The 23,466-nt window shown below is 67.8% G+C and carries 28 protein-coding genes; 15 read left to right on the forward strand and 13 right to left on the reverse strand.

Features of this window, described 5'->3' with window-relative positions; all coding sequences use genetic code 11:
- Positions 1-36: 36 nt before the first annotated feature.
- A complete protein-coding gene (locus K8O92_16090; protein ID UAK35736.1) occupies positions 37-1,641 on the forward strand; it encodes a phage tail protein in 1,605 nt (534 codons plus the stop codon).
- A gap of 109 nt (positions 1,642-1,750) precedes the next feature.
- Here K8O92_16090 and K8O92_16095 read toward each other — a convergent pair whose 3' ends face one another.
- Both K8O92_16095 and K8O92_16100 read right to left on the reverse strand, forming a co-directional pair.
- On the reverse strand, positions 1,751-1,912 hold the full coding sequence (locus K8O92_16095; protein UAK35203.1) for a hypothetical protein: 162 nt from the start codon (positions 1,910-1,912) through the stop codon (positions 1,751-1,753).
- Complete coding sequence (locus tag K8O92_16100; GenBank protein UAK35204.1) at positions 1,909-2,073, reverse strand: hypothetical protein; 165 nt, start codon at positions 2,071-2,073, stop codon at positions 1,909-1,911. The genes K8O92_16095 and K8O92_16100 overlap by 4 nt, the downstream gene beginning before the upstream one ends.
- Positions 2,074-2,256: 183 nt before the next feature.
- Between K8O92_16100 and K8O92_16105 the strand changes: the two genes are divergently transcribed.
- The 6 genes from K8O92_16105 (at position 2,257) to K8O92_16130 (ending at position 8,837) form a co-directional block, all read left to right on the forward strand.
- On the forward strand, positions 2,257-3,003 hold the full coding sequence (locus K8O92_16105; GenBank protein ID UAK35205.1) for a helix-turn-helix domain-containing protein: 747 nt from the start codon (positions 2,257-2,259) through the stop codon (positions 3,001-3,003).
- A 275-nt stretch (positions 3,004-3,278) separates the two neighbouring features.
- Positions 3,279-3,932, forward strand: a complete 654-nt coding sequence (locus K8O92_16110; protein ID UAK35206.1) for a type II toxin-antitoxin system RelE/ParE family toxin — start codon at positions 3,279-3,281, stop codon at positions 3,930-3,932.
- 39 nt (positions 3,933-3,971) lie between these two features.
- Entirely contained in the window at positions 3,972-5,159 is a 1,188-nt protein-coding gene (locus tag K8O92_16115; protein UAK35207.1) for a helix-turn-helix domain-containing protein, read from the forward strand.
- A gap of 342 nt (positions 5,160-5,501) precedes the next feature.
- Complete coding sequence (locus K8O92_16120; GenBank protein UAK35208.1) at positions 5,502-6,395, forward strand: aminoglycoside phosphotransferase family protein; 894 nt, start codon at positions 5,502-5,504, stop codon at positions 6,393-6,395.
- Between the two features lie 287 nt (positions 6,396-6,682).
- Positions 6,683-7,864, forward strand: a complete 1,182-nt coding sequence (locus tag K8O92_16125) for an MFS transporter (GenBank protein UAK35209.1) — start codon at positions 6,683-6,685, stop codon at positions 7,862-7,864.
- A 106-nt stretch (positions 7,865-7,970) separates the two neighbouring features.
- On the forward strand, positions 7,971-8,837 hold the full coding sequence (locus tag K8O92_16130; protein ID UAK35210.1) for an alpha/beta hydrolase: 867 nt from the start codon (positions 7,971-7,973) through the stop codon (positions 8,835-8,837).
- Between the two features lie 118 nt (positions 8,838-8,955).
- On the opposite strand, the gene K8O92_16135 is transcribed toward K8O92_16130, so the two are convergent.
- Positions 8,956-9,705, reverse strand: coding sequence for an SDR family oxidoreductase (locus K8O92_16135; protein ID UAK35211.1), 750 nt, complete (start codon positions 9,703-9,705; stop codon positions 8,956-8,958).
- A 101-nt stretch (positions 9,706-9,806) separates the two neighbouring features.
- Here K8O92_16135 and K8O92_16140 point away from each other — a divergent pair, with 101 nt between their 5' ends.
- Positions 9,807-10,694, forward strand: a complete 888-nt coding sequence (locus tag K8O92_16140; protein ID UAK35212.1) for a helix-turn-helix transcriptional regulator — start codon at positions 9,807-9,809, stop codon at positions 10,692-10,694.
- 19 nt (positions 10,695-10,713) lie between these two features.
- Here the strand turns inward: K8O92_16140 and K8O92_16145 are convergent, their stop codons facing one another.
- Positions 10,714-11,481, reverse strand: coding sequence for an EamA family transporter (locus K8O92_16145; GenBank protein ID UAK35213.1), 768 nt, complete (start codon positions 11,479-11,481; stop codon positions 10,714-10,716).
- A 167-nt stretch (positions 11,482-11,648) separates the two neighbouring features.
- On the opposite strand from K8O92_16145, the gene K8O92_16150 reads away from it, so the two are divergent.
- A complete protein-coding gene (locus K8O92_16150; protein UAK35214.1) occupies positions 11,649-12,437 on the forward strand; it encodes a hypothetical protein in 789 nt (262 codons plus the stop codon).
- A gap of 118 nt (positions 12,438-12,555) precedes the next feature.
- On the opposite strand, the gene K8O92_16155 is transcribed toward K8O92_16150, so the two are convergent.
- The 3 genes from K8O92_16155 to K8O92_16165 all read right to left on the reverse strand — a co-directional run bounded on the left by K8O92_16155 (position 12,556) and on the right by K8O92_16165 (position 13,581).
- Positions 12,556-12,969 carry a DUF4158 domain-containing protein gene (locus tag K8O92_16155; protein UAK35215.1) on the reverse strand — a complete coding sequence of 138 codons (414 nt, stop codon included), beginning with the start codon at positions 12,967-12,969 and terminating at the stop codon, positions 12,556-12,558.
- Positions 12,970-13,206: 237 nt separating this feature from the next.
- On the reverse strand, positions 13,207-13,392 hold the full coding sequence (locus K8O92_16160) for a hypothetical protein (GenBank protein UAK36121.1): 186 nt from the start codon (positions 13,390-13,392) through the stop codon (positions 13,207-13,209).
- A 21-nt stretch (positions 13,393-13,413) separates the two neighbouring features.
- Positions 13,414-13,581 carry a hypothetical protein gene (locus tag K8O92_16165; protein UAK35216.1) on the reverse strand — a complete coding sequence of 56 codons (168 nt, stop codon included), beginning with the start codon at positions 13,579-13,581 and terminating at the stop codon, positions 13,414-13,416.
- Between the two features lie 281 nt (positions 13,582-13,862).
- Between K8O92_16165 and K8O92_16170 the strand changes: the two genes are divergently transcribed.
- Both K8O92_16170 and K8O92_16175 read left to right on the forward strand, forming a co-directional pair.
- Positions 13,863-14,258 carry a hypothetical protein gene (locus K8O92_16170; protein UAK35217.1) on the forward strand — a complete coding sequence of 132 codons (396 nt, stop codon included), beginning with the start codon at positions 13,863-13,865 and terminating at the stop codon, positions 14,256-14,258.
- Between the two features lie 84 nt (positions 14,259-14,342).
- Positions 14,343-15,248: a universal stress protein gene (locus tag K8O92_16175; GenBank protein ID UAK35218.1), complete on the forward strand. Its 906-nt coding sequence runs from the start codon at positions 14,343-14,345 to the stop codon at positions 15,246-15,248.
- Positions 15,249-15,251: 3 nt separating this feature from the next.
- Here the strand turns inward: K8O92_16175 and K8O92_16180 are convergent, their stop codons facing one another.
- The gene (locus tag K8O92_16180) at positions 15,252-15,707 is read right to left on the reverse strand and encodes a hypothetical protein (GenBank protein ID UAK35219.1); all 456 of its coding nucleotides are present in this window, start codon (positions 15,705-15,707) and stop codon (positions 15,252-15,254) included.
- Between the two features lie 154 nt (positions 15,708-15,861).
- On the opposite strand from K8O92_16180, the gene K8O92_16185 reads away from it, so the two are divergent.
- On the forward strand, positions 15,862-16,824 hold the full coding sequence (locus K8O92_16185; GenBank protein ID UAK35220.1) for a helix-turn-helix domain-containing protein: 963 nt from the start codon (positions 15,862-15,864) through the stop codon (positions 16,822-16,824).
- A gap of 81 nt (positions 16,825-16,905) precedes the next feature.
- The gene (locus K8O92_16190; GenBank protein UAK35221.1) at positions 16,906-17,520 is read left to right on the forward strand and encodes a dihydrofolate reductase family protein; all 615 of its coding nucleotides are present in this window, start codon (positions 16,906-16,908) and stop codon (positions 17,518-17,520) included.
- Positions 17,521-17,540: 20 nt separating this feature from the next.
- Here the strand turns inward: K8O92_16190 and K8O92_16195 are convergent, their stop codons facing one another.
- A complete protein-coding gene (locus K8O92_16195) occupies positions 17,541-17,981 on the reverse strand; it encodes a MarR family transcriptional regulator (protein ID UAK35222.1) in 441 nt (146 codons plus the stop codon).
- An 83-nt stretch (positions 17,982-18,064) separates the two neighbouring features.
- Here K8O92_16195 and K8O92_16200 point away from each other — a divergent pair, with 83 nt between their 5' ends.
- Positions 18,065-19,237, forward strand: coding sequence for an MFS transporter (locus K8O92_16200; GenBank protein UAK35223.1), 1,173 nt, complete (start codon positions 18,065-18,067; stop codon positions 19,235-19,237).
- Here K8O92_16200 and K8O92_16205 read toward each other — a convergent pair.
- Entirely contained in the window at positions 19,234-20,154 is a 921-nt protein-coding gene (locus K8O92_16205) for a hypothetical protein (protein UAK35224.1), read from the reverse strand. The genes K8O92_16200 and K8O92_16205 overlap by 4 nt on opposite strands.
- 71 nt (positions 20,155-20,225) lie before the next feature.
- Positions 20,226-20,741, reverse strand: coding sequence for an ester cyclase (locus tag K8O92_16210; GenBank protein UAK35225.1), 516 nt, complete (start codon positions 20,739-20,741; stop codon positions 20,226-20,228).
- A gap of 128 nt (positions 20,742-20,869) precedes the next feature.
- On the opposite strand from K8O92_16210, the gene K8O92_16215 reads away from it, so the two are divergent.
- Positions 20,870-21,661 carry a DJ-1/PfpI family protein gene (locus K8O92_16215; GenBank protein UAK35226.1) on the forward strand — a complete coding sequence of 264 codons (792 nt, stop codon included), beginning with the start codon at positions 20,870-20,872 and terminating at the stop codon, positions 21,659-21,661.
- Here the strand turns inward: K8O92_16215 and K8O92_16220 are convergent.
- Complete coding sequence (locus K8O92_16220; GenBank protein ID UAK35227.1) at positions 21,642-22,190, reverse strand: thioredoxin family protein; 549 nt, start codon at positions 22,188-22,190, stop codon at positions 21,642-21,644. The two genes, K8O92_16215 and K8O92_16220, sit on opposite strands and share 20 nt — an antisense overlap.
- A 105-nt stretch (positions 22,191-22,295) precedes the next feature.
- Positions 22,296-23,234, reverse strand: a complete 939-nt coding sequence (locus tag K8O92_16225; GenBank protein UAK35228.1) for a serine/threonine dehydratase — start codon at positions 23,232-23,234, stop codon at positions 22,296-22,298.
- Positions 23,235-23,466: the final 232 nt, after the last annotated feature.

Genomic DNA, 23,466 nt, shown 5'->3' on the forward strand with positions numbered 1-23,466 from the left:
GCGCCCCCGTGGGATGGGCACGTTGAAACCCGCCGGATGGATGCCCTGCGCAAGCAGGAGCAAGACGCCTGGCGGGATCAACGCGCCGTAGTCCGCTACTACGACAAATGGATGAACGAGGTCGGCGAAGAAGGCCGCTACCTCAGTCTCACGTTCTCCCAAGTGAAGAACGGCGCCGGCGGGCTGAAGATGACGCTTCCGCCGGACACCGTCCACTACGACCACCTGTTCCGCAACCCCGATGGCGAGGACGCCACGATCCCTTTGACCGCGGAGACGCCGGGGCAACGCTGGGACGGGTTCGTCACCCGCGCCGCCGAGGTGGTCGACGAGCGCGGCAACAAGACGATCGAAGTCGAAGCCATCCACTGTTGGCAGCACATCGCCACCACCGTCTGTTACGCCTCACCGTTCGCGCCGTTGTTCGCGCAGTGGCCGCGGCATTGGTTCATGTTCGGCGGCGTCCGCACCATCATCCACCTGACCCTGATCGCGAACTACCTGCGCAGGCAGGCGTTCTGGAGCGCGGACCAGTGGAACGGCGCCCCCGATTGGGCTGAAGTCGGAAGCATCGCGTGGCCGATCGCGGTCGGCGGGATCAACGTGTTGACCGACACCAGCCCGTTCGGTGCGATCTCGGTCCGGTTCGAGCACGCCGACCAGGTGTTCACACCGCTGTTGAAGGACAACGGCGTGTGCCTCACCGCGCAGTTCTTCCTACCGGACATGGACGATGAGCAGCCGGACCCGGAATGGTTCTACCTGGACCGGCCCACCGTCTACGTCACGACGGTCGACAAGTCCAACGTCGTCGGCGCGACCGGAACGTTGCTCGATGGCATCACGCGGTTCTTCGAGGGCTTCTTCGACGACGGCGTGACCCCCATCCGGTACCCGGACTACTCCGTGAGCGGGGACTACGAGCAGGCCTACGCCAACACCCCGCTCGGCAACCGCCGGTACTTCCCGTGGATCTGGTACATGGAAGGCGAGTATTCCGGGCTCGGCGCGTCGGAGATCGCCATCCACAAGCCGCTGGCTACTCATGTGATCGTCGGCGGAAAGTCGCCGGGCTGGGTCAATGCGTCGATTGAGTTCGCGCTCAAGAACGCCCTTGCCTGGTTGGGTCTGCTGATCGGCCTACCCGGCCTGGATGCCCTGTACTCCGGCCAGCTCGACGACGTGTTCCTTGCCTTCGCGGAATACGCCGACCAGGGCCGCATTCAGCGCGCGGGCCCGTTCGCCTTCCAAGAGCACTGCGTCACTAACTCCGCGAAGGCATACACGCTCGACGGGTTGATGACCGGCCGCCACGGCCTGCACGACACCCGCGGCTACACCTCCCACAAGGTCACGGTCCAGGACAACGCCCCCTACATTCTCGGTCCGAACGCGGACTTCTGGATCGGGGATCAGATCGGTTTCAAGGTCGGTGACGCGATCTTCGTGGACTACGTGACGGAAGCGACGTATGTCGACGACCGGAGCACGCCAGGCCATTGGGAGATCACCGTGGGCGATGGCGCGGATGAGGAAGACTCGCTCGTCAAGGCGTGGTCACGGATGGGGCAACTCGCCGCGGCCATCAAAGAAGTGTTCACCGATGTCGGGGCCGATTTGGATCTTCTCGGCATCCTGTAGACACGAGAGAACCGGGGCACTCATGATCGAGTACCCCGGTTCTTCCGCTCCCTGCGGCCCCGGTTGTCGTCACGTGACGTAACGTAACCGGTTGCTCAGACTACTCCGACTACTCCGTGGCTTCCATGGTCTCGTCGACTGGCACCGCGCGGCCATCGACCACCTTGAACGGCTTGCTCAGGATTCCGCGATCGTCGACCATGTGCCATGTTCCATCGGGGCGCTCAAGCCACGCGGCAGGACCCTCCTGCTCGTCGTCTGGTCCGGTCACTGCTGTTCGTCCTCCAGTCGCGCGAAAATCTCACTCGCCGGGACCGACTCGTCGGGATCGCCACCGAGCTCGAGTAGCCACGGCAGCACCCAGAACAAGAGGATGAGCAAGCCGCCTACAGCGGCCATCACGACCAGCGTGACAGCGAGGTCCGTTGGCATTCCGGGTACCCCTTCGTTGTGGTGTGGTTGGCAGGCACCCGACGCCGGGGATTCGGGGGTTCACCCGACGTCGGGGCCACCTTCAGAGTCGGCCGACGGACCGTGTCCGCGCGATGACGGAACCGGCGTCAATGCACCTCTATTCGGGGCGACATTTAGGCGTCCAAGAGTTACCGTGGCGACATGGCTTCGGCACCGAACACTGCTCTCCGCGCGGCCCGGAACGCGCGCCTGATGAGCCAGGACGACCTAGCAAGGGCACTCCGGGAAGCGGGATGCGCCAGTGCCACCAAACGCCTTGTGCAGCGCTGGGAATCCGGCCTCACCGCCAACCCGCGACCGTCGCACGCGCGGGCGCTCGAGAAGGTGATGCGGCTGCCGATCGAGTCTCTTGGCTTCGGCGCTGTGATGGCCGGCCGCAGCCTGTCCGGCGGCGAGGATGGAACCGTGGTCGACTCGGCTATCGGCGAGGTCGCGCCGGAGCAGTTCGCCGCCGCGCGGCGGCCCCGGACGCCTGGCAACTGCTCCGGTATCTGGCTATCGCGGTACGAGTACTACTCGTCCGGCCGCGACGCTACGTTCACCGCGGTGCACCACGTCGTGGTGCTGCAGCACGACAACCGCCTGACCGTGCGCAGCCTGCCGAACTCCGCGCAGTCGTCTCTCGAGATGGACCTTACGGTGGATGGGCACGTCGCCACGGGCACATGGTCCGAGCACACCGCCCAGGATGGCTACTACCGCGGCGCCTACTACCACGGTGCGATTCAACTGCTGATTGAGCTGACCGGCGCCCGGATGGCAGGGAAGTGGGTCGGGTTCGGCAAGAGCTTCGAGATCAACTCCGGTCCGTGGGAACTGGTGTTGCAGGACTCGTCGACATCCAAGGCGGCTATCGACGCCTACGACCGCCCGCCTGAACTGGCCTAGTCCGTGCCCACAATCTGCCCACAGTCACCCATGATTGAGCGTGATTTACCGTGACCTGCCGTGATGTGTTTTCGCAGGTAAACCGCAATTCGACGTCCTGAACAGGACGTCGGAACGGGTTCGATTCCCGGCAGCTCCACGAGTGCGAGGCCCATGCCCATGGAGGGCATGGGCCTCGCTCGTTCCGCTGAGTGTTTTATGGGGGTGCGACCCCCACGCCCCGCCCGGCGGGCTCCGCCCCCGGACCCCCGTATCCGTGGTCGCGCTGGGCGGTCATGGTTCCAGTAAGTTCCCGCGAGCTCCACTACGGAAGGCTCGGTCTGCCAGGACGGGCCTTCCGTAGTGGCACACCAGCCGCCCGCGGGCTGTGCGGCAGACTTCCGGCTGAGCGTGGACCGGAGCTGGGTCGGCCGTTGGTCGATCGGATACAGTCCAGCGCTCTGCACAACCTCAAAGAGCTTCGCCCTCGAAACCCGGCGGGTTCCGAGATCAGGATGCTGTTCGTTTTCGACCCATTCCTTGCTCTCCTCGACCGGGACTGCGCGGCCATCGACCGCCTTGAACGGCTTGCTCAGGATTCCGCGCTCGTCGACCATGTGCCATATTCCGTCGGGGCGCTCGAGCCACCCGTACGGCCCCTCCTCCTGATCGTCCGGCCCGGTCATCGCTGCTCGTCCTCCAGTCGCTCGAAGATCTCGCGCGCGGGTACCGACTCATCCGGATCGTCGCCCAGCTCGAGTAGCCACGGCAGTACCCAGAACACCAGGATGAGCAGTCCCGCCGAGGGCGGCGATGACGATGAGGATGGTTGTGAGCTCTGTGGTCATTCGGTGACCCTTCGGCGCGTGGAAGTGTGGTCGGTGGGGCATCCGACGCTGGGGATCAGGGGTGAACCGACGTCGGGGCCTGTGGATACATGGCCCGGGTGAACCCATGCGAAGCGGCACATCGTGTGTCACCGTGGAGGCATGGACGATGCCGGGGTGGGGGAACGTACGGCCAGGGCGCGCAAGCTCGCTCGGCTCACCCAGTTACAGCTCGCGCAGAAGGCGAATGTGTCGGTATCGCTGCTGCGTAAGGTCGAGCGAAGCGCCCGCCCCGCCTCGCCCGCGTTCATCGCGGCCGTAGCCGGCGCCCTCGGGGTGAACATCGAAGATCTGACCGGGCAGCCATACACTCCGACGCGGGAGGATGCTGGGGCACACGCCACCATTCGCGAGATGCGCCGAAAGATTTTGGCGTTCAACGACGAACCCCTGAGCGCGCCGACCACCCTGGAAAAGCTGACCGCGGCACTGCATCGGGTTCAGGAGAGCAGGCGTCGGGGGCGGTACGGCGACCACATCGCCGAACTTCCGGACGTGATCCACGGTCTGCACATGCTTGCGAGCGACGAGCCTTCCGGGCAGCGTCTGGAGACGATCTATTCGACGCTCGCCTACGCCTACAACAGTGCGTCGTCGGTCGCCTACCGGTACGGCTACCTCGACCTCGCGGGGCTGGCCGCCGAGCGCTGCGTGTGGGCCGCTGAACGCGGTGGTGACCCGGCGTGGCCGATCGCGGCCGAATACCACCGCGCGCTGATCCTGCTGTATTCCGGCGCATACACCGGTGGGATGCGGATCATCGAGCGCGCACACGCCGCCAGCGAGCGACTGCCCACCACGCCGGAAGTCCTCGCGGTGCGCGGTGCGCTGCACCTGCGGGGGGCGATTCTCTCGGCTCGCGCGCTCGACGCCGACACCGCCGACGCGCACCTTCGGGAAGCGCGCCGGATCGGGGAGGCGATCCGCTCCGCCTCGTACCAGGAGTACGGAACGGGGTTCCATCTGCCGAACGTCGCGATCCACTCGGTCGCGGTGCCCGTCGAGTTGTCCGATGGCACGACCGCGGTGGCGCGCGCCGAGGGGATTCGGCTACCGGCGTCGGTCTCGCCGTCGCGCGCCGGGCATCACTGGATCGACGTGTCTCGCGCGTGGTTGCTACACGGGGACAGGCATCGTGCCCTGACCAGTCTCGATCAGGCGCGCCGGATCGCGCCGGGGCTCACGCGCAACCACCCGCAGGTGCACGAGACCGTCCGTGTGCTCGCCCACGCCCGCCGCGGAACCGACACCCTGGTCCGGTTCGCGAAGTGGGCCAACGTCAAGATTTGAGCTGATTCGGGCACCGGCCGTGCGCCCGGTGTCACTGCGTAAGCGTGTGGAGGCGGCTCCGCGCCTCGGCTCGACGACCCCGCCTCGGGCGACCCCGTTGTCGCCTGAGTAGTCCACATGGGTCTGTTCCCGCTCGGTCCGCCTGCGGCGACAAAGCGGGTAATTCGGGCGAATCGGATGTTTTCTGTTTGATTGCTGACTGGGGTGGAATGTCGGGGGTAATGTCGATTTACCAGGGAAAATGGGGTGTTAGCCCCCCGGTATCTGGATGGCTGCCATGAAGCTCGAGGCCGAGATGGGTTACTGCTCCCAAAGTGGGAGTGGGGGGCTTGGGAGGCTGACATGACCGCGGGGATTGCGGGCAATGGGATGCGGTCGATTCTGCGCGCCGCCTGTGTGAGCGTCGGCATCGATGCCAGCGATGCCGAGTCGCTGGGAATGCAGGGCGCCTACCGGCTGCGCGACGGGATCGTCGTGCGGATCGGCGGGCGCGGACAAAAGCACGCGACCGGGCGGGAAGTCGCCGTGGCTCGCTGGCTGGACACTTGCGGGGTGTCGGCCCTGCGCGTCGTCTCCGATATCCCGCAGCCGGTGGTCGTCGAGGGCTGCCCGGTGACCTTCTGGCATGACCTGCCGCCGCATCGCCCCGGTACGCCCGCGGAAGTGGCCAGGGCGCTGGGGCGGCTGCACCGGCTGCCGCTGCCGGGGTTCGAGCTACGCCGGATGTCACCCTTGGCGCGGGTCGAGGAGCAGATCGCCGCCGCGCGGACCGTGTCCGAGGACGATCGGCGCTGGCTGACCAAACACTTGGAGGAATTGCGCGGCCGGTGGAAGGCGCTGCCCAAGGGTATGCCGTGGTCGGTGGTGCAGGGTGGTGACTGGGTCGACAGCGTGGCAGTAGTCGCCCACGACGGGGATGTGATCCTGACGGGTGCGGGCCGGGCGATGATCGGCCCGCCGGAATGGGATCTGGTGCCCGCGGCGATCGAGTGCTGGACGGCAGCCGAGATCACCGTTTCGCAGTACGCGGACTTCTGCGCCGGGTATGGCCGCGACGTGATGCGCTGGGATGGGTTCTACCTGTTGCGCGACATCCAGGAGTTCCAGATGGCGCTGCGGTCGATGCATGCTGCCACCGCCGACCCGGCTTACCAGCGCCAGGCGCTGCGCCGTCTCGCATACATCCGCGGCGACGAGGGCATGCGGCCTTGGCCTGGCTGGGCGGATCTCGACTAGGTGGCATCTCCAAGTCATCGCCGCGCCGAGTTCGTTCGGCGGGGCGGCGGCTCGGTCTCCGCGGTCGGTGTGATGGCGGCGGTCATCGGTCGTTGATCGACGCCGTTGGAAGGGCGCTCACCTCGTCCGGGTGAGGTTCGTCGGATATGCCGGTCGCGGGCGGGATGTTGCCGTGCGGGCTGAGCACGTTCCTCATGACTAACCGTCTATATAACCTTGACAGGTTAGTGACACGCATGCATTCTTAACCACTGAAAGTCATTTAGACGGTTTAGGTGGTGTGGTGCATGCGGCGCGAACAGGTTGGCTGGGCAGGCCTGGCCGCTATGACGGTGTCGTTCGGACTGAACTTCTCCATGGGAGTGTTCTTCGCGCCCACCGCCGCCTCGTACGGGGTGAGTGCCACGGCGCTGGCCATCGCCGCCGCTCTCGGCACCACGGTGACAGGGCTGGCCCAGCCGTTCGTCGGTGGCCTGTTGGATCGGGTCGGAGCGAAGCGGGTGCTGATCGGCGGTCTGATGCTGATCTCGGCCAGCTATCTTGTGCTGGCGGTGGTGCGTACGACGTGGGAATTCGTCACGGCTTACGTGTTCCTCGGCGGGATCGGGTTCGCTTCGTCGTCCACGCTCGCGGTCACCACCATGATCGGACGCGTGCTGGGGGATCAGGTCGGGCCCGCGCTCGCCAGGGCGGCGGTGGGGATCAACTTGGGGCAGTTGATCGGTCCGTGGATTGCCACGGCGTTGTTCCAGCCCGTCGGTGTCCGGGCTACCTACGCACTTCTCGGCGGCGTTGGGCTGTTGGTCACCGCTGTGCTGTGGTGGGTGCTGCCCGCCGACAATATCCGCGGCCTCGCACTGCGGGCCGAGTCGTTGGCCGGTCGGGGGCGTGTGCTGATCTCTTTCGGCCTGCATTCGGCGACCCTCTACGTGGTTGTCCTGATGCTGCCCGAACATGCGGTCCAGACCGACTGGTCGATCGCCGGTGCCGGTCGCCTGGTGGCTGTCGCGGCATTGGCGGCGGGCCTGACTTCGGCGGCGATGGCGCGATTGCAGCGTTGGTATCGACCAGAGGTCCTGCTGCGGATCCTGTACGGGATGCGGGTGATCGCGCTCGCGCTCGCCGTCTTCGTGCCCGGTTCGAGCGTGCTCATCGCAGTCGCGGTTGTCTTCGGCGCGGCCTCATTTCCGGTCATCCCGTTGACCATGGCGATCATCACCCGCGGTCTCGACCCCGCCCGGATGGGCCGAACCTTGGCTCCAGCGTGGGTGATCCATCAGCTCGCCGCGGCCGCCGGTCTGGCGGTTGCCAGTGGAATCCATGCTCAGACCGGCGACTACCGAGGATATTTCGCACTGGGTGTGGTCTTCAGTGTCGCCGCGGCGCTACTGGTCGTCCCGGGGCGCGAACCCGAAACCCAACTCCTCACCAGCGCGGCCCGACCGTCCACGATCCGTGCCCGGCGCTGAGCCCGATCGGTGCTCGGACCGCTGCTACGCCGACCTCGCCGAGGTTCTTGTTGCCTGCGACCGACCCCAACTGTCCGTTCGATCAAGTACAACCAGGAGAAACACAGTGAACACAGTGCGCCACAACACCGTCGAGATCCAGGGTCTGCCGGTCTTCTACCGCGAGGCGGGAGATCCCGGCAAGCCGACCGTCGTACTGCTGCACGGCTTTCCGACGAGTTCGGCGATGTTCCGCAATCTGTTGCCGGAGCTGGCCGCGGACTATCATCTGATCGCGCCGGACCATATCGGATTCGGGCAATCGGCCATGCCGTCCGTGCTCGCCTTCGACTACAGCTTCGAAAAGCTCACCGAGATCACCTCGGAACTGTTGAACACTCTGGGTGTTCAGCGGTTCTCCCTCTACATCCAGGATTACGGCGCACCGATCGGACTGCGCATCGCCTCCCGCAACCCGGATCGCGTCACCGCGATCATCACCCAGAGCGGCAACGCCTACCTGGAGGGCTTCACCCCGTTCTGGGAGGTGCTGTTCGCACACGCCAACGACCGTGCCGCACACGAGCCCGAGGTGCGTAAGCTGCTCGAAATCGACGCCACGAGATGGCAGTACACGCACGGTGTGCCGGCCGATCGGCTGGCGTGGATCAGCCCCGACACCTGGACTTTGGATCAGCACTATCTGGATCGGCCGGGCAATAAGGAGATTCAACTCCAGCTCTTCGCCGACTACAAGCTGAACCTGGATCTCTACCCGGAGTTCCAGAAGTACTTCGCTGAGCACCGGCCTCCGGTCCTGATCACCTGGGGCGAGCACGACGAGATCTTCGGAGCCGACGGCGCCCGCTCCTACCTGCGCGATCTGCCGGACGCCGAACTGCACCTGCTGAACACGGGCCACTTCGCCCTGGAAACGCACGGCACCGAGATAGCCGCACTGATCCGCGACTTCCTCACCCGCAAGCTCGGCTGACCGGCGGGAGATCGAGCCGGGCCGACGTTTTCGCTCGAGCGAAACCGAGCGCCGCGCGGAATTCAGACGGGGCATGCCCAGGTATGGGCATGCCCCGTTCCAACGGACAGGTCGGTGATCAGCCCTGCTGGGTCGGGACGACGACCAGTTCGGCGATGTTGACGTGCCGGGGCGCGCCCACGGTGTAGGCGATCGCGTCGGCGATGTCGGCGGATTCCAGGATCTTTATCGCCGTGCGCCACTCCTCCAGCCCGGCGCGTTGTTGCTCGTCCTGCATCCCCGCGCCGAGTTCGGTGCCGACGAAGCCGGGTTCGATGTTCTTGACCCGGACGCCGCGCGGCCCGAACTCGGCCCGCAGGTTGCGGGTCAGGTGCGCGACCGCGGCCTTGGTGGCGGTGTACACGGCGTAGTTGGGGAAGACGGTGTGCCCGCCGATCGAGCCGACCAGCACCAGATCCGCCGGCTTGTCCTCGGTCGCGGCGGCGAGCAAGTCGTCGATGAACGCTCTCGCGGTGTAGAGCAAGCCGGTGATGTTGGTGCCGACCATCTGGTCCCACTCGTCGGTCAACGCGGATTCGAACGGCGCGGCGAGCATGACGCCCGCATTCGCGACGACCAGGTCGACGGGCCCGAACGCCGCCCGCACGGTGGCGGCGGCGTCTCGCAGGGACTGTTGATCACCGACGTCGGCGACCACCGCGACCGCGTTCGCGCCGATCTCGGCGGCGAGTTCTTCGATGCGATCCTTGCGCCTGCCCAACAGCGCTACCTCGGCGCCTTGCTGCGCGAGCTGCCGCGCGGTCGCGGCGCCGATTCCGCTCGATGCTCCGGTGACGACCGCGACGCGGCCGGAAAGGTTGTTCGTCATGTCCACTACCTTCCGGCCTTTCCCGCTCGCCTGACAGGCTGCGGACTTCCTGGTAGTCGCGGGGCCACCCAGGCCCGGTGCGGCTGACCTACCCTCGAACCATGGATTCCGACAATCGACTGGGCGCCTTCCTGCGCGCGCGCCGTGAGCTGGTCCGACCGGAAGATTTCGGGATGTCCAGCGGTGGCCAGCGACGGGTCGCCGGGCTGCGCCGCGAGGAGATCGCGCTGCTCGCGGGGGTGAGCGCCGACTATTACGTGCGCCTGGAACAGGGGCGCGACAGGCACCCCTCCGAACAGGTCATCGCCGCGCTGGCGCGGGTGTTCGCGCTCGACGAGGAGGGCACGGCGCACCTGCGGGAACTGGCGCGCCCCACCGGGCGTCGGCCGAAGGCCCCTCGGCAGCCCGAGCGCGTCGCACCGGGTTTGGTCCGCCTGATGAACGCCTGGCCGAACACCCCCGCGCTGGTGCTCGGCAGATATCTGGACGTCTTGGCGGCGAATCCGCTGGCCGCGGCGGTCAATTCGTGCTCTGTTCCCGGCGTCAACCAGGTGCGCATGGTCTTCCTCGATCCCGAGGCGCGCGACATCTACGGTGATTGGCCGACCATCGCGGCCGACACCGTCGCGAGCCTGCGGGCGACCGCGGGCGCCGACCTGGACGATCCGCGCTTGACCGCACTGGTGGGGGAGCTGTCGCTGAAGAGCGAGGAATTCCGGCAGCTGTGGGCGCGCCACGACGTCCGCGCGAAGACCGCGGGCGTCAAGCATTTCCGTAACCCCGTGGTCGGGGACCTGACCCTGTCCTACGAGACGTTCAGCGTCAACGGCGCGCCGGGTCAGCTACTGATCGCCTACCACGCGGAGCCCGGATCGCCCTCCGAGCGCTCTCTTGCCCTGCTCGGCAGCTTGATCGCCGACAACTTCGATACCGCGCGCGACGAGCACCGTGACGCCGGGCAATCCGGTTCCTCCCGGCAGAGGAGCTGAGCCGCGCCCGACCGCCGATTCAATCCTTCGCTCCGGTCCGTGTCGCACCTGCCGACGCGGCGACCACACACGCGACGCCCGCCCACTGCCCGAGAGTCATGACCTGACCGAGGACGGCCAGGCCCGCGATCGCCGCCACTGCGGGCTCGAGGCTCATCAGCACGCCGAAGACGCGAGGCGGCATCCGCCGCCGCGCTTCCAGCTCGACCGAATACGGCAGCACCGACGACAGTATCGCCACCGCGAATCCGGCGGCCAGCACGCCGGGCCGCAACAGCGCGGCGCCCGCGTCGATGACGCCGACCGGCAGCATCACCAGCCCGCCGAATGCCATGGCGAGCGCCAGCCCGCCGCCGCCGCTGGTCTGCTCGCCGAGGGCGGCGCTCAGCAAGATGTAACCCGCCCAGCAGGCCGCCGCGGCCAGCGCGAACATCACCCCGACCCAGTCCACGTCTCCGTCCGCCCTGGTCAGCAGCAGCACTCCGGCCCCGGCAAGCACCGCCCACAGCGGATCGCTCCAGCGCCGCGAGCCCGCCAGTGCGACCGTGAGCGGGTGATGAAGCTCGCGGCCGGGTGGCGGGGCTGCTGGAGCAGTTCGCGCGCAATCCCGTGCACGGATGTGACGCTGGGGTGGTACCCCAAATTCACACCCCTGACGGGAAGGCTGTGGCGCGGCAGAAGGTGACGTGCTTCCCACTGGCAGGTGGCACCGAGATCGAGGGTGCGGGCGACAGTGGGATCCTTGGCCAGGGATCGCCGAAGGGAGTGGTTTTGAGGAGCAATCCACTCGCCGATTTCGCGCGGAGTATCCGGGATACTGTTCGCCGTTGCACCGACTCGATCGGTGTGGGATCCTCCGCTTTCATTCACTCGTCCGGCCGGGAACTGCACGGTTCAGCCACACAGTACGGCCAAGTCGACCAAGACATTCACAGCAGGCTCAAGGAGATGGGCGTGGATGTCGAGGCGATCAAAGGGCGGGCGAGAAACGCGCCGCCTGTCTCTCGGCTCGTTCTGGATCACCACTCGCCACAGAGCTTCGGCGAGATACGTTCGTGGGTGGAGAAGAACGCGATGGACCGCGACGTGATCCCGTCTTCCCCGGGAGGTCGGATTCTCGTGGACGAGCGGGCGTGGGGCGAAGGTATGCGGATGATGAGTGACAGCCTGCGCCAGCGTGGCGTGAACGGCAAAGCCTACGACGTGGCCATGGGTGACTGGGCCGATCAGTTGTTCCTGCAGGCCCGCGCAGGCGGGTACCGCGTGCCCTACGATCCGGAGGATCGAGAACATCTGTTCGCGTGGCCGCCACTCTATCGAGGTGACAATCGGCTCGAAGACACGATCTTCGAGCAGGGTTTCGAACCGAAAGGCGACAACACCGATCTGCGAGATCATCAACTGTCTGATGATGTCGACGACTCGAACTATGTAGCGACGTCGAGGTCAGCAGAGTACGCCGCTCTCCACACCGGAGGAGCGCACGGAGCAGAAGAGGGTGGAGCGGTCTACCTCATCACCGATGCCCGGGGCGGCACCGATGTGGAAGTCTGGAACCAACAGCACGGGGAGGGGGCAAATATCGCATTCGAGGACGAAATCGCGTTCAAGCCGAACATCCCACCAGACAAGATCGAGGGTCGGCTGCTGGATCCCAACGACCCGCACGGAGGGATCCTCCCGAACCCGAACTTCACTCCCAACTACTCCCCGAAACAAGGGATCCGCGACGACGGCCCATAAACCCCACCGCCACAGCCCAGGGCACGGCATCGACGCATGCGATGCGGGGACCTCCCTGCTCGAGGCCCGCGTGGTCATCGGTGACTTCAAAACCGAGCACAACCTGCGGCACCGGGATTCAGCCCTGGGCTACCGGACACCGGCCGAGTACGCTGCGGCCTGCACCCACACCCACCATCCGGTGGGCTGTGGCCTTCAGCTCCATCGCCCCCGCCGGCCGCCACCGGAGATACTGCGCGACCAACCGCACATGCTCGGTGCGCGTCTGCGCCCGCTTGCCATACGAACGAATCATCGACGCATCAACATCCAACTGCTCCGCCAACCGAGCCACCGCCACAGGCGGCGCGTCGGCCACCCGATCCGGCACAAACCCCAACCGCCGCGCGGCCGCGGCGAGCAGCTCGGCGCGCTCACGCACCGCGCACGTCGGCCCGATGCCCTGTGCGACCGAAGGCGGCGACAGCAGCCAGCCGCCGCAGCGGCGGCAGTGCGCGGCAACTCGGAGCGTGGGCTGAGCGTCGTCGGCCATGTCTTTCCCCTCCGGCCGCAAGTGGCAGGTACGGCCGCAGCCGATCCTCCCTGTCCGTTCCGCGTGTACCTTTCGGGCCGCATCCGGCTGACCTGCGACCCGAAACATTGGTCGAACAGTCCAGCCGGGCAGGTGTTCGGATCTAGCTTGCGGATTCGATGGAGGCGGCAGCGGCTCGCTTGGGTTGATCAGCCCCCGGCGAGGTTGAGCTATCGCGGGTCACCCACCTGTGGATGATCACTCCATCTGATCGAGCATGTCGGAGAACGCTGCCTCGAGCCGCAGCGCCTTTTTGATCTCCTCGCCGGTGACGTAGGGGTACTCGCCGTACTCGAGGAAGCGCGGAACGTGGTGGTCCCGGACGAACCGGACGAACGCCTCGGGGTTTTCCTTCCAGTCCTCGGGGAATCCTTCGTCGAACAACAGCCACCGCAGGTGTCGCCCCTACGTCCTCAGGATCCGCAACCTTCCACTCGGCATGGCGGTGACCATGATGCCCGCCAGCACCAGTATCGTCGGCGGCACGCCACCGAGCCCCTGAGCGGCGATCGAACGCCGGACCGAAACCGGCCTGGCCCCGCGCACCGTCCGCTCGAAGTCGATCGCGACCACTCCGCACCTCCGTCGCCTGTCGGAAACCTTCGGACACACAACCACGCCGGGACGACACGACCGAACACACGGCACTCGGGCGGAGGTCGTCGTAGCCACGCCGGTCCCCTGCCGTACGGCGGCGGCGTGGAAAGCCGCCCGATTCGTGTCCCGGCGTGGTCGAGATTCGGCGGTTCGCACCCCGCCGAGACCGAACGGGAGTGAGGATCTAGACATCGCGCCGGCGACCGTTGCCCGCGCCCGTTCGAAGAAGAGCGACTCACGACGATAGGACCACCGGAATGCGGATACGAGTTGGTGCGGTAGCGGCGATCGTAGCCACCGCGGCGGTCATGCTGGGTGGCCACCCCTCGGCTTGGGCCACGGTTACCCAGGTGGAGATGTATCCCGATATCAACTTCGGGTTGGTGACGAACTACGGGACGGGCTGCACCTATACCGCGCGAGCCACCCTGACCGATAGCATCACGCCGGTCGTCTTCTACGACAACGGTATTCCGTTCGGCGTGGTCCGCCCCTCCGGAGGTGTCGCCTTGATCGACTGGGTGCCCGCCACGCCCGGACCGCACACCATCAGTGCCGTGCAGCAGCCGGAGACGCCGTACGTGGCGAGTATCGACCTCAGGGTCGGCCAAGGCGTCCACCTGGGCTACGCGTGCGCCGTTCTCGGCGGTTGACGGCGACCCTTCCGGTCCGCCGCGCCGGTAGGGTCGAGCGCGGTGGTGCGGGGCTCGATCTTTTCGGCGTGAAAGGACGTGAGCATGCGAAGCAACGGGCCGATCGTGGTCGGTGTGGACGGGTCCGCCGGATCGGCGGCGGCGGTCGCGTGGGGAGCGCAGGCGGCCGCGCAGCACCGGGCGCCGCTGCACCTCGTGCACGCGCTCGACCCGGTCGCCGACTACGGACCTGGCATCACCGAACCGCTCACCAGCACCGACTATGCCCGGCTGGAGGGCCACGGGCGCTGGGTGCTCGACACGGCGGCAGAGGAGGCGCGAATCGCCGTCCGCGCTCTGCGCGACGTCGAGGTAAGCACCGAGCTGGTGCACGAGCCGGCCGGGCCGGCGCTGCTGGACCGCACCGGCCGGGCGAGGCTGACGGTGGTCGGCACCAGGGAGCGCGGCACCGTGCGACGTGCCTTGCTCGGATCGGTCAGCGCGGCGCTGGCGCGGCGGGCGCACTGCCCGGTGGTCGTGGTCCGAGAGGGTGCGCCGCTCACCGAGGAAGCCAGGAAGCGGCCGGTCGTCGTCGGGGTGGACGGCACCGAGATCAGCGAACCCGCCATCGAAGCGGCGCTACGGGAGGCTTCGGCGCGGGGTGTGCCCCTGCTGGCGCTGCATGTGTGGATCGGCATCGAAATGCCGACGGTGAGCGCCGAACTCGCGGTAGACACCGAGAAGCAGATCGTGCTCGCGGAAAGCCTCGCCGGATGGCAGGAGCGTTTCCCCGAGGTGCTGATCAGGCGCGAGATCGTGACCGACCGGCCCGAGCGCTCTCTGCTCGAACGCTCCGAGCAGGCCCAGCTGCTGGTGGTCGGCAGCCGGGGCCGCGGCGGGTTCGCCGGCATGCTGTTCGGCTCGACCAGCCAGGCCCTGCTGCTGTCGGTGGCGTGCCCGATCATGATCGTGCGCGATGTCACGATGGCGGTCCGCTACCTGCCCGACTGAGCGTCACGCTCCGGTCGTCGAGCCCGGCCGCACGATCATCAGGACGGTGACCACCGCCCACAGCACGTTGAACACCCCGGTGTCCATGGCGAGACGGCGGATGAGCGCCGGAGTGGTGCCGGTGAGGTCGGCCAGGATCTTCTGCTGCCCGGGCAGCACGAGCAGTGCGAGCACGCCCGCCGCGGCCGCGGTCAACCCGATCGACACCACCAGCCAGGCGTCGTCGAGCACGCCGAGGCTGAGCGCGGTGAGCACACCGAAGGTCGGGACGAGCACGCCGAACAGGGCATAGACCCGGCAGATGCGATGCAGCGTGCCGAGGACGGCGGGATCGTGGCCGGTCGCGGTGGCGGCGAGGGCGCGGCGGGTGGTGGCCGGGAACATGCTGGCCGCGACCGTTACCGGGCCGACGGCGATGATCACGGCGAGCACGTGGACCGAGAGCAGGAACTTCGTCACGGCGGTCGACACTAGTCAGCGTGGCGGGGGAGCGAAATTGGCGAAAGTGCCATATAGCGGTCGTTTCTCGCCAAGTGCTGTGAGCTGCGGAGATCGAACGGAACGCCAGACAGGCGGTATTGGCTGGAAGTGACCGGATGAATACGCTTTCGCCATGCATACCGTGGCCGTACTCGCCCTGGACAAGGTGATCGCGTTCGATCTTGCCACGCCCCTGGAGGTGTTCGGACGGACGAGGCTCCCCGACGGCAGGCCCGGTTATCGCGTACTGGTCTGCGCGGCCACATCGACAGTCGACGCCGGGGTGTTCGCGCTGCGGGCGCTGCACGGGCTCGAGGCGCTGACCGAGGCCGACACGATCGTCGTACCCGGCTGCGCCGACCTGGACTCGCCGGTGCCGGAGGAGGTGATCGACGCGCTGCGCCGGGCGGCGGCCGCGGGCACGCGCATCGCGTCGATCTGTTCGGGCGCCTTCATCCTGGCCGCGACCGGACTGCTCGACGGCCACCGCGCGACCACCCACTGGCTCGCCGCCGCGGAACTCGCGACCCGCCACCCGGACATCGAGGTGGACGCCGAGGTGCTGTACGTGGACAACGGATCGCTGCTCACCTCGGCGGGCGCGGCCGCCGGAATAGACCTGTGCCTGCACATGATTCGCCGGGACTACGGCTCGGCGACGGCGGCCGACGCGGCCAGGGCGGCGGTCGTCCCGCTGGAGCGCGAAGGCGGACAGGCGCAATTCATCGTGCACGACCAGCCGCCGACGCCGCGCGGCTCGGCGTTGGAACCGGTGCTGCGGTGGATTCAGGACAACTCGGCGCGGGATCTCTCCCTGGACGACATCGCCGCACACGCCGGAATGAGCACTCGCACGCTCAATCGCCGCTTTCGCGAGCACACCGGCACCACACCGTTGCAGTGGCTGCTGCGCGCCCGTATCCGGCAGGCCCAGTATCTGCTGGAAGCCACCAGCCACCCGGTCGACCGGATCGCGGGCCAAGTCGGTTTCGGATCGCCGACCGCGTTCCGCGACCGCTTCAAGCGGGTGGTGGGGACGAGTCCGCACAGCTATCGGGCCGCCTTCCACGGCTCCGATACGAGACCAACCGGATAGCGCGCCCACCGATGAGTTCGCGCGCGTCGTCCCGTCGGATCAAGCGACAACACCCGCAGCATTGATCCAGGAGAAACGCGAATGAGGAAAATCACCGCAGGTCTGTTCGTCGCCCTCGACGGTGTCGTGGAGGACCCGCAGGACTGGCACTTCCCCTACTTCGACGACGCCATGGGCGCGGCGGTCGACGCCCAGCTCGGCGCCGCCGACACGCTGCTGCTCGGCCGCAGGACCTATGACAGCTTCGCGGGTGCTTGGCCGGAGCGCGAACAGGCAGGTGGCCCGGACGCGGTGTTCGCCAAGAAATTGGGCGACGCGCGCAAGATCGTGGTGACCCGGCAGGATCTCGACTTCACCTGGCGCAATTCCGAAGTGATCGACGGCGACCTGATCGAGGCGGCGACGGCGTTGAAGAACGCGCCGGGCGGCGACATCGGCATCAGCGGCTCCGTCTCGGTCGTCCGTCAGCTACTGGCCGTGGGCCTGCTGGACGAGCTGCACCTGCTCGTGCACCCGATCGCGGTCGGCAAAGGCGAGCGTCTGTTCGAGGACGGCGCCCCAACGATTCCGCTGCGGCTGCTGTCGTCGCAGACCTTCGAGACCGGTGTGCTGCACCTGGTCTACACCCGCGACGAGGCGGCGCCCGCAGGGGGTTACGAGGACGCGAAAGCGCATCTCTCGCAGAGTGTTCGGTAGCCAGGCGGGGCGGGCCTCGATCAGCCCTCGGTATCGGTGGCCATGGTGAGCAAGAGGTCGCGCAGGGCCTCTTGCTGAGCTTCGGTCAGTGCCGTCAGGGGTGAGTTGGCGCCGAGTAATTCGAGCGCGTCGTCGCGCCGCCGCTGACCGGCCGGTGTCAGCACGATTTGTTTCGCGCGCCGGTCCGTGGGATGCGGCTCGCGGCGGACCAAACCCTGCTGCTCGAGCCGGTCCAGCACGAAGGTCGCGTTGGACGGCTCGCACGACATTCGCGCCGCCAGCTCCCTGGCGGTGATCGCCTCGGACAGTTCCCGCAGGGCGATCACTTGCGAAGGGGTGAGGTCGAGCTGCTCGGCGACGCGGCGGACGTGCACGTCCAGCCGGTGGGTGAACCGGTGCACCAGCTTGCACACGTCGCGGTCGAGTTCGGTGTCCACCACGGGGTCCGGCTGCCGCGTCATTGCTCCGAGTCTAGCGTCTTCGATTCGAACTGTGATAGTTCTAGTTCAAATCATTAAAGTTAGAACTATCTGGAAGGCGTGTGATGCGGCCCGCGGTGTTCTCTCTCATGCTCGTCGTGTTCACCCTGACCACCGGCGAATTCGTGATCGCGGGCATCCTGCCCGACGTCGCGGACGGCTTGGCCGTCTCGGTGGCCGCGGCGGGCGCGCTGGTGACGGCGTATGCGGTCGGCATGGTCGTCGGCGGTCCGGTGGTCACCGTGCTGACCGCGCGGGTGGCGCGCAAGCCGTTGGTCATCGGGTTGGTGCTGGTGTCGATACTGGCGAACACGGGTTCGGCGCTTGCGCCGAATTACGTGGTGCTGCTCGTGATGCGCGGTGCGGCGGGCTCCGTCGTCGCCACCTTCTTCGCGGTCGCGATCGCCACGGCCGTGTCGACCGCTCGGCCGGGATCCGAAGCCGCGGCGGTGGCGCGGGTGGCGCTCGGGATGAATCTGGGCATCGTGCTCGGTACGCCACTGGGCGCGGCGATCGGCCAGAGTCTGGGCTGGCGAGCGACTTTCGCGTCCGTGGCGCTGTGCGCAGCGCTGGCGCTTCCCTTGGTGCTGCGCTTCATGCCGGACTCGCCGGGGTCGGCCGCCGGTTCTATCGGGCGCGAACTGCGTGTGTTCACCGATCGCGACGTGCTCTGGGCCTTGGCGCTCACCGCCGTCGGAAACATCGGCGTGGTCATGGTCTTCACCTACATCGCGCCGCTGCTCACCGAGGTCGGCGGCTTTCCCGCCGGGGCAGTGCCGATCCTGCTGCTGGTCTACGGCTGCGGCGCGGTGGTCGGCAACCAGCTCGGCGGCAAGCTCGCCGACCGGGCGCTGCTGCCCTCGGTGACCGCGCTGCTCGTGGCGCTGGCCATCGTGCTGGTCCTGCTCTGGACGGCAGGTGGGACAAGGATCCTCGTCGCGCCGCTGATCTTCGCGCTCGGTGCGCTGGCCTTCGCGATCATCCCGGGTATGCAGACCCGGGTGGTCGCCGCGGCCACGGCCGCGCCGACCCTGGCCGTCGCGGTGAACGCGTCGGGATTCCAGCTCGCCGCGGCGGGCGCGGGCCGGATCGGCGGCTGGGTCCTCGCCGACGGGCCGGGTCTGCGGTCGCTCTACCTGGTCGGCGCGGCACTCACCGGCCTGGGCGTCGTACTCGCGGTGTACCTGCTCCGGCGCGACCGCCGGGTCGCTTCGAGCAGTGAATTCGAGAGCCGCTAGTGGCCCAGCGCTTTCGCGACGATGCCGCCGGTGACCGGTTTGATCAGATAGCTGGTCGAGTCGTGCGGCGACGCGCCGTTGTCGAAGGATTGCTCGGTGACCGGGACGACGGCGCCGCCGGGATACGGCGGGAAGAACGGAGTGAGGTCGAGATGCGCCGCAACGAGGTCGTCCTCGTCGACCAAGTTGTGCCAGTGCGTCACCGCTTTCGGCACGGTGCTCGGCTGCGGGCGCAGCCGGTCGTACACGACCGTGCGCAGACCGAGCGGCGAGCCCATGGTCAGCAGGGTCACCGGCTGGTCGGTGCGGTGCAGCGCCTCGTAGGCCACCACGCTGCCGAGCGAGTGCGCGATGACCAGGCGGGTGTCGGGACCGACCTGGTCGAGCACCTGCCGCTGGGCGTACTCCCGCACCTCGTCGTCGGTGAAGTACCGGGCGACCTGGGACAGCGCGCGGATGACGAACTTCTGCGCCAATCCGAAGCCGAACGGTGCGAACCAGCGCAACCGCATCAGCGCGTTGAGCGCAGGCCGCAGTCGAGCCTGCGCTCCCTGCGCCACCGCACCCGGCGGCGGGGGAGTGCCCAGGCGGCGGGCGGTCGCCCGATCACGCTCGTCGCCCGCGTGTGCGGCGGCCGTCGCGAGCCATTCGGCGGCGAGCTGCTCCATCAAGTCCAATTGCGCGTCGTCGAGTTCGGCGCCCGTGCCCTGGGCGCCTTCGACCAGGAACCGATTGCCGTAGAAGGCCATGCGGGTCGACAGGTCCCCGGGGGAATTGTCGCGCCACAACCGGTCCGCGAGCTCGGGGGCGCCGTGATTTCGCACTCCGCCCGCCAGTCCGGGCAGCCAGCGCGCCTCCAACGTGTCAGCCGATTCCTGTTCCTGCGCGATGCCGTGTACAAGGACGATCGTCGCCAACGTCCCCACCCCTTTCGATCCCCGGTGTCGGCACCAGTGTCTCTCATCGCGGCCCGCTCGGCAGCGGTGGGCTACTTCCCGGGACGGTTCCGGGCGCGGATCGCTTTGCCCAGTGGGGCAATCGAATTGGCGAGACCGAACAGCACTCGCTCGGCGATCGAGTGCGGCGGAGGCAGGACGGCGAGCTGGCGGGCGAGGTCGAGTCCGTTGACGATCGCGGTGTTCGACTCGATCAACCCGCCCCGCACGACGAACACGTCGGTGCCGAGGATGTCGAGCTGTCGTCCGTTCGGCGCCAACCCGATCAGCGGCACGGTGCCGTCGAACCGGCCCCGCATGCGCCAGTGCACCACCGCGCGCTCGTCCTGCGCGGTGACCGAGAGGATGTCCACGGTGAGGTCGGGAACCGCGGCATGGACATCGCGGAAGTAGGCCACGATCTCGTCCGGAGCGCGCAGGTCGGCGATGCCGACGAACACGTCGAGCGCGCCCGGCCGCCAGCAGTCCGCGACGGTCTCCCAGTCCTGCTCGCCGATCGCCTCGACGTAACGACGCGCGACCGAGCCCGGGTCCTCTGGATTCGTCATCGATGATCCTTTCCGGAAGCGGGTCGGCGCCAAGCATGGCTCATGCGGCGGAGATCGACACCGGTTCGGCACAATGAGACTCCAGGCATCTCTTCTTCGCGGAGATGCCCGATGAACAGGGGGCGAGGATGACCGGATTCGAGCAGGGCGTACCGGGCAAGCCGGTGCGGATCGCGATCGTGACCTATCCGGGGATGACCGCGCTCGACGCGATCGGCCCGTACGAGGTGCTGCGCTTCGCGCCGGGGGCGCAGGTCCGCTTCGTCTGGCACGAGCCGGGACCGATCGCCACCGACAGCGGGGTGCTGCTGCTGGGCGCCACGCATTCGTTCGATGAGACGCCCGCGCCCGATATCGTGCTCCTTCCCGGTGGTCCGGGTTCGGCGGCAGCCGCGGTCGACGACGCGCTGCTGGACTGGCTGCGGCGAGCGCACGAGGGCACGCTCTGGACGACCTCGGTCTGCACGGGTGCGCTGGTACTGGCCGCAGCCGGACTGTTGCCCGGACGGCCGGCAACGACGCACTGGCTGGCGCAGTCCGCGTTGCGTGCGCTCGGAGCGGACGCTCGACCGGACGAACGGATCGTGCGCGACGGAAAGACGATCACGGCCGCGGGGGTGTCCGCGGGCATCGATCTGGCGCTGTGGCTGGTCGGGGAAACCTTCGGCGCGCGGCAGGCGCAAACGGCTCAGTTGATCATCGAGTACGACCCGCAACCGCCCTACGACGCCGGTCATGTCAGCAAGGCATCGCGCGAGGTTCGGCGAGCCGCCATTGCCGCGCAGGTTCGTACCGTGGCGGAGCCGGGTGGCTTCGGGGAGTTCGCCAGGTTGTCGGCCGCCGTGCCGAGGCTGGCGTGGCGCACCGCGATTCGACGCGTGCGCGAACGAGGAAAAAGCTTCAGGCGTCCCGCCACTTGATCGAGCAACCCATGCTCGGCCGGTGCGGTTCGGGGGCGGGCTCGCCTGCCAGCACGGCTTCGACTGCCCTGCGCAAGTCGTCCCCGGTCAGCGGTTTCCCGTTCCCGGGTGTCGATTCGTCGAAGGCGCCGCGATAGGCGAGTTCGAGCTTCGCGTCGTAGAGGAAAAAGTCCGGCGTGCAGGCGGCGCGGAAGGCTCGCCCCACGTGCTGGGCCTCGTCGACGAGATACGGGAAGGTCCAGCCCGCGCGGATCGCTTGGTCGCGCAGCCGCAGCGGCGCGTCGTCCGGATAGGTGGCCGCGTCGTTGGTGCAGATGGCTACGGTCGGCATGGACGGCAGGGAATCGACCAGTTCGCCGAGCGCCGCCTCGATGTGTTTGACGTAGGGGCAGTGGTTGCACGCGAAGACGACCAGCAGACCGGGCCCGCCCGCGAAGTCGTCCCGGGAATAGACGCGCTGGTCGAGATCGGGAAGGGAGAAGTCGGGTAGCGGCGTGCCGATGGGAACCATGTGGGAGGTATGTGCCATGGTGTGCCTTCCGTCGGGATCGCAGAGGACAGCGGGAGCCTAACGCCGTGTCGTCCGATTCGTCGGAAATACGCTGATGGGCCGTCGATCGGCGTGGCGGCTGCCCTAGGGGGCCAGATCCGAGGGATCGGTGTTCGCCCCGCACAGCACCACGCATACCCGTTCACCCGGCGCGGGCCGGAAGGCGGGTTCGTCGCCGAGTATCGCCGCCAGCGCGGTGGCCGCGCCGTGCTCGACGGCGAGCCGGCGCTCTTCCCACAGCTCGCGGCGTGCCGCGACGATCGCGGCGTCCTCGACCAGCACCGAGTCCACCTCGTAGCGCCGCGCGGCCGTCAGCGCCATCTCCGAGGCCCGGCGCGCGCCGAGCGAGTCGGCGGCGACCGAGTCGACCGCCACGTCGACGACCTTTCCGGCCGCGATGGCGGCATGCAGCGCGTGGCAGCGGGCGGGTTCCACGGCGACGGTCCGGACACCGTGGTGATCGGCGGCGGTGGCCACGCCCGAGAACAACCCGCCTCCGCCCACCGCGACCACCACGGCGCCGAGGTCCGGAATCCGGTCGTGGATCTCCGTCATGAGCGTGCCCGCGCCCGCGGCGATGAGCGGGTTGTCGTAAGCGTGGGAGAGCAGGGCGCCGGTGGAATCGGCGAATTCGTGGCTGGCCGCGAGCGCGTCGGCGTATTGCGTTCCCACCAGACGGACATCAGCGCCGTAGGAGGCGAGCCGGTCCACCTTGACGCGTGGTGCGGTGGTGGGCAGGAACACCGTGGCGGAAATGCCCAGACTGCGGGCCGCCCACGCACAGGCGAGGCCGGCGTTTCCGCCCGAGGCGATCGTCACGCCCACTCCGGGGAGCGTGCGGTTCTCACGATGGGCCAGCAAGAAGTTCAGCGCACCGCGCGCTTTGAAACTTCCGGTGTGCTGGAGGAACTCCAGCGCGAACCACAGCCGGCCCGTGTTGTCCGCCTGTGCCACGGAGACCGGTCTGACCAGCCCGGTCACCCGTCCGGCCGCGGCCTTCACGTCGCTGTGGGTCAGTTCCATAAAGCTCCTCGGGACACGGGCGTGCGGCCCGCTTCGGTACTCATGCCGGTGCGGCGGTCCAGGGTGGGCAGGATTGCTATGGGGCCGCCGTCGAGCGTTGCTCTCGCCATTCGCGGATGATCGCCTACCGACACACTATGCGGACCCGGTGATCGCGGGAGCAAGCCTTCCGACTCTCCGGCCGCAGGGGTCGGCGCCGCTCCAGGTGAACATCGGATGATTCGGTTGCTCC

Origin of the sequence: Nocardia asteroides (assembly GCA_019930625.1) — a bacterium.
GTDB classification, from domain to species: Bacteria; Actinomycetota; Actinomycetes; order Mycobacteriales; family Mycobacteriaceae; genus Nocardia; species Nocardia sputi.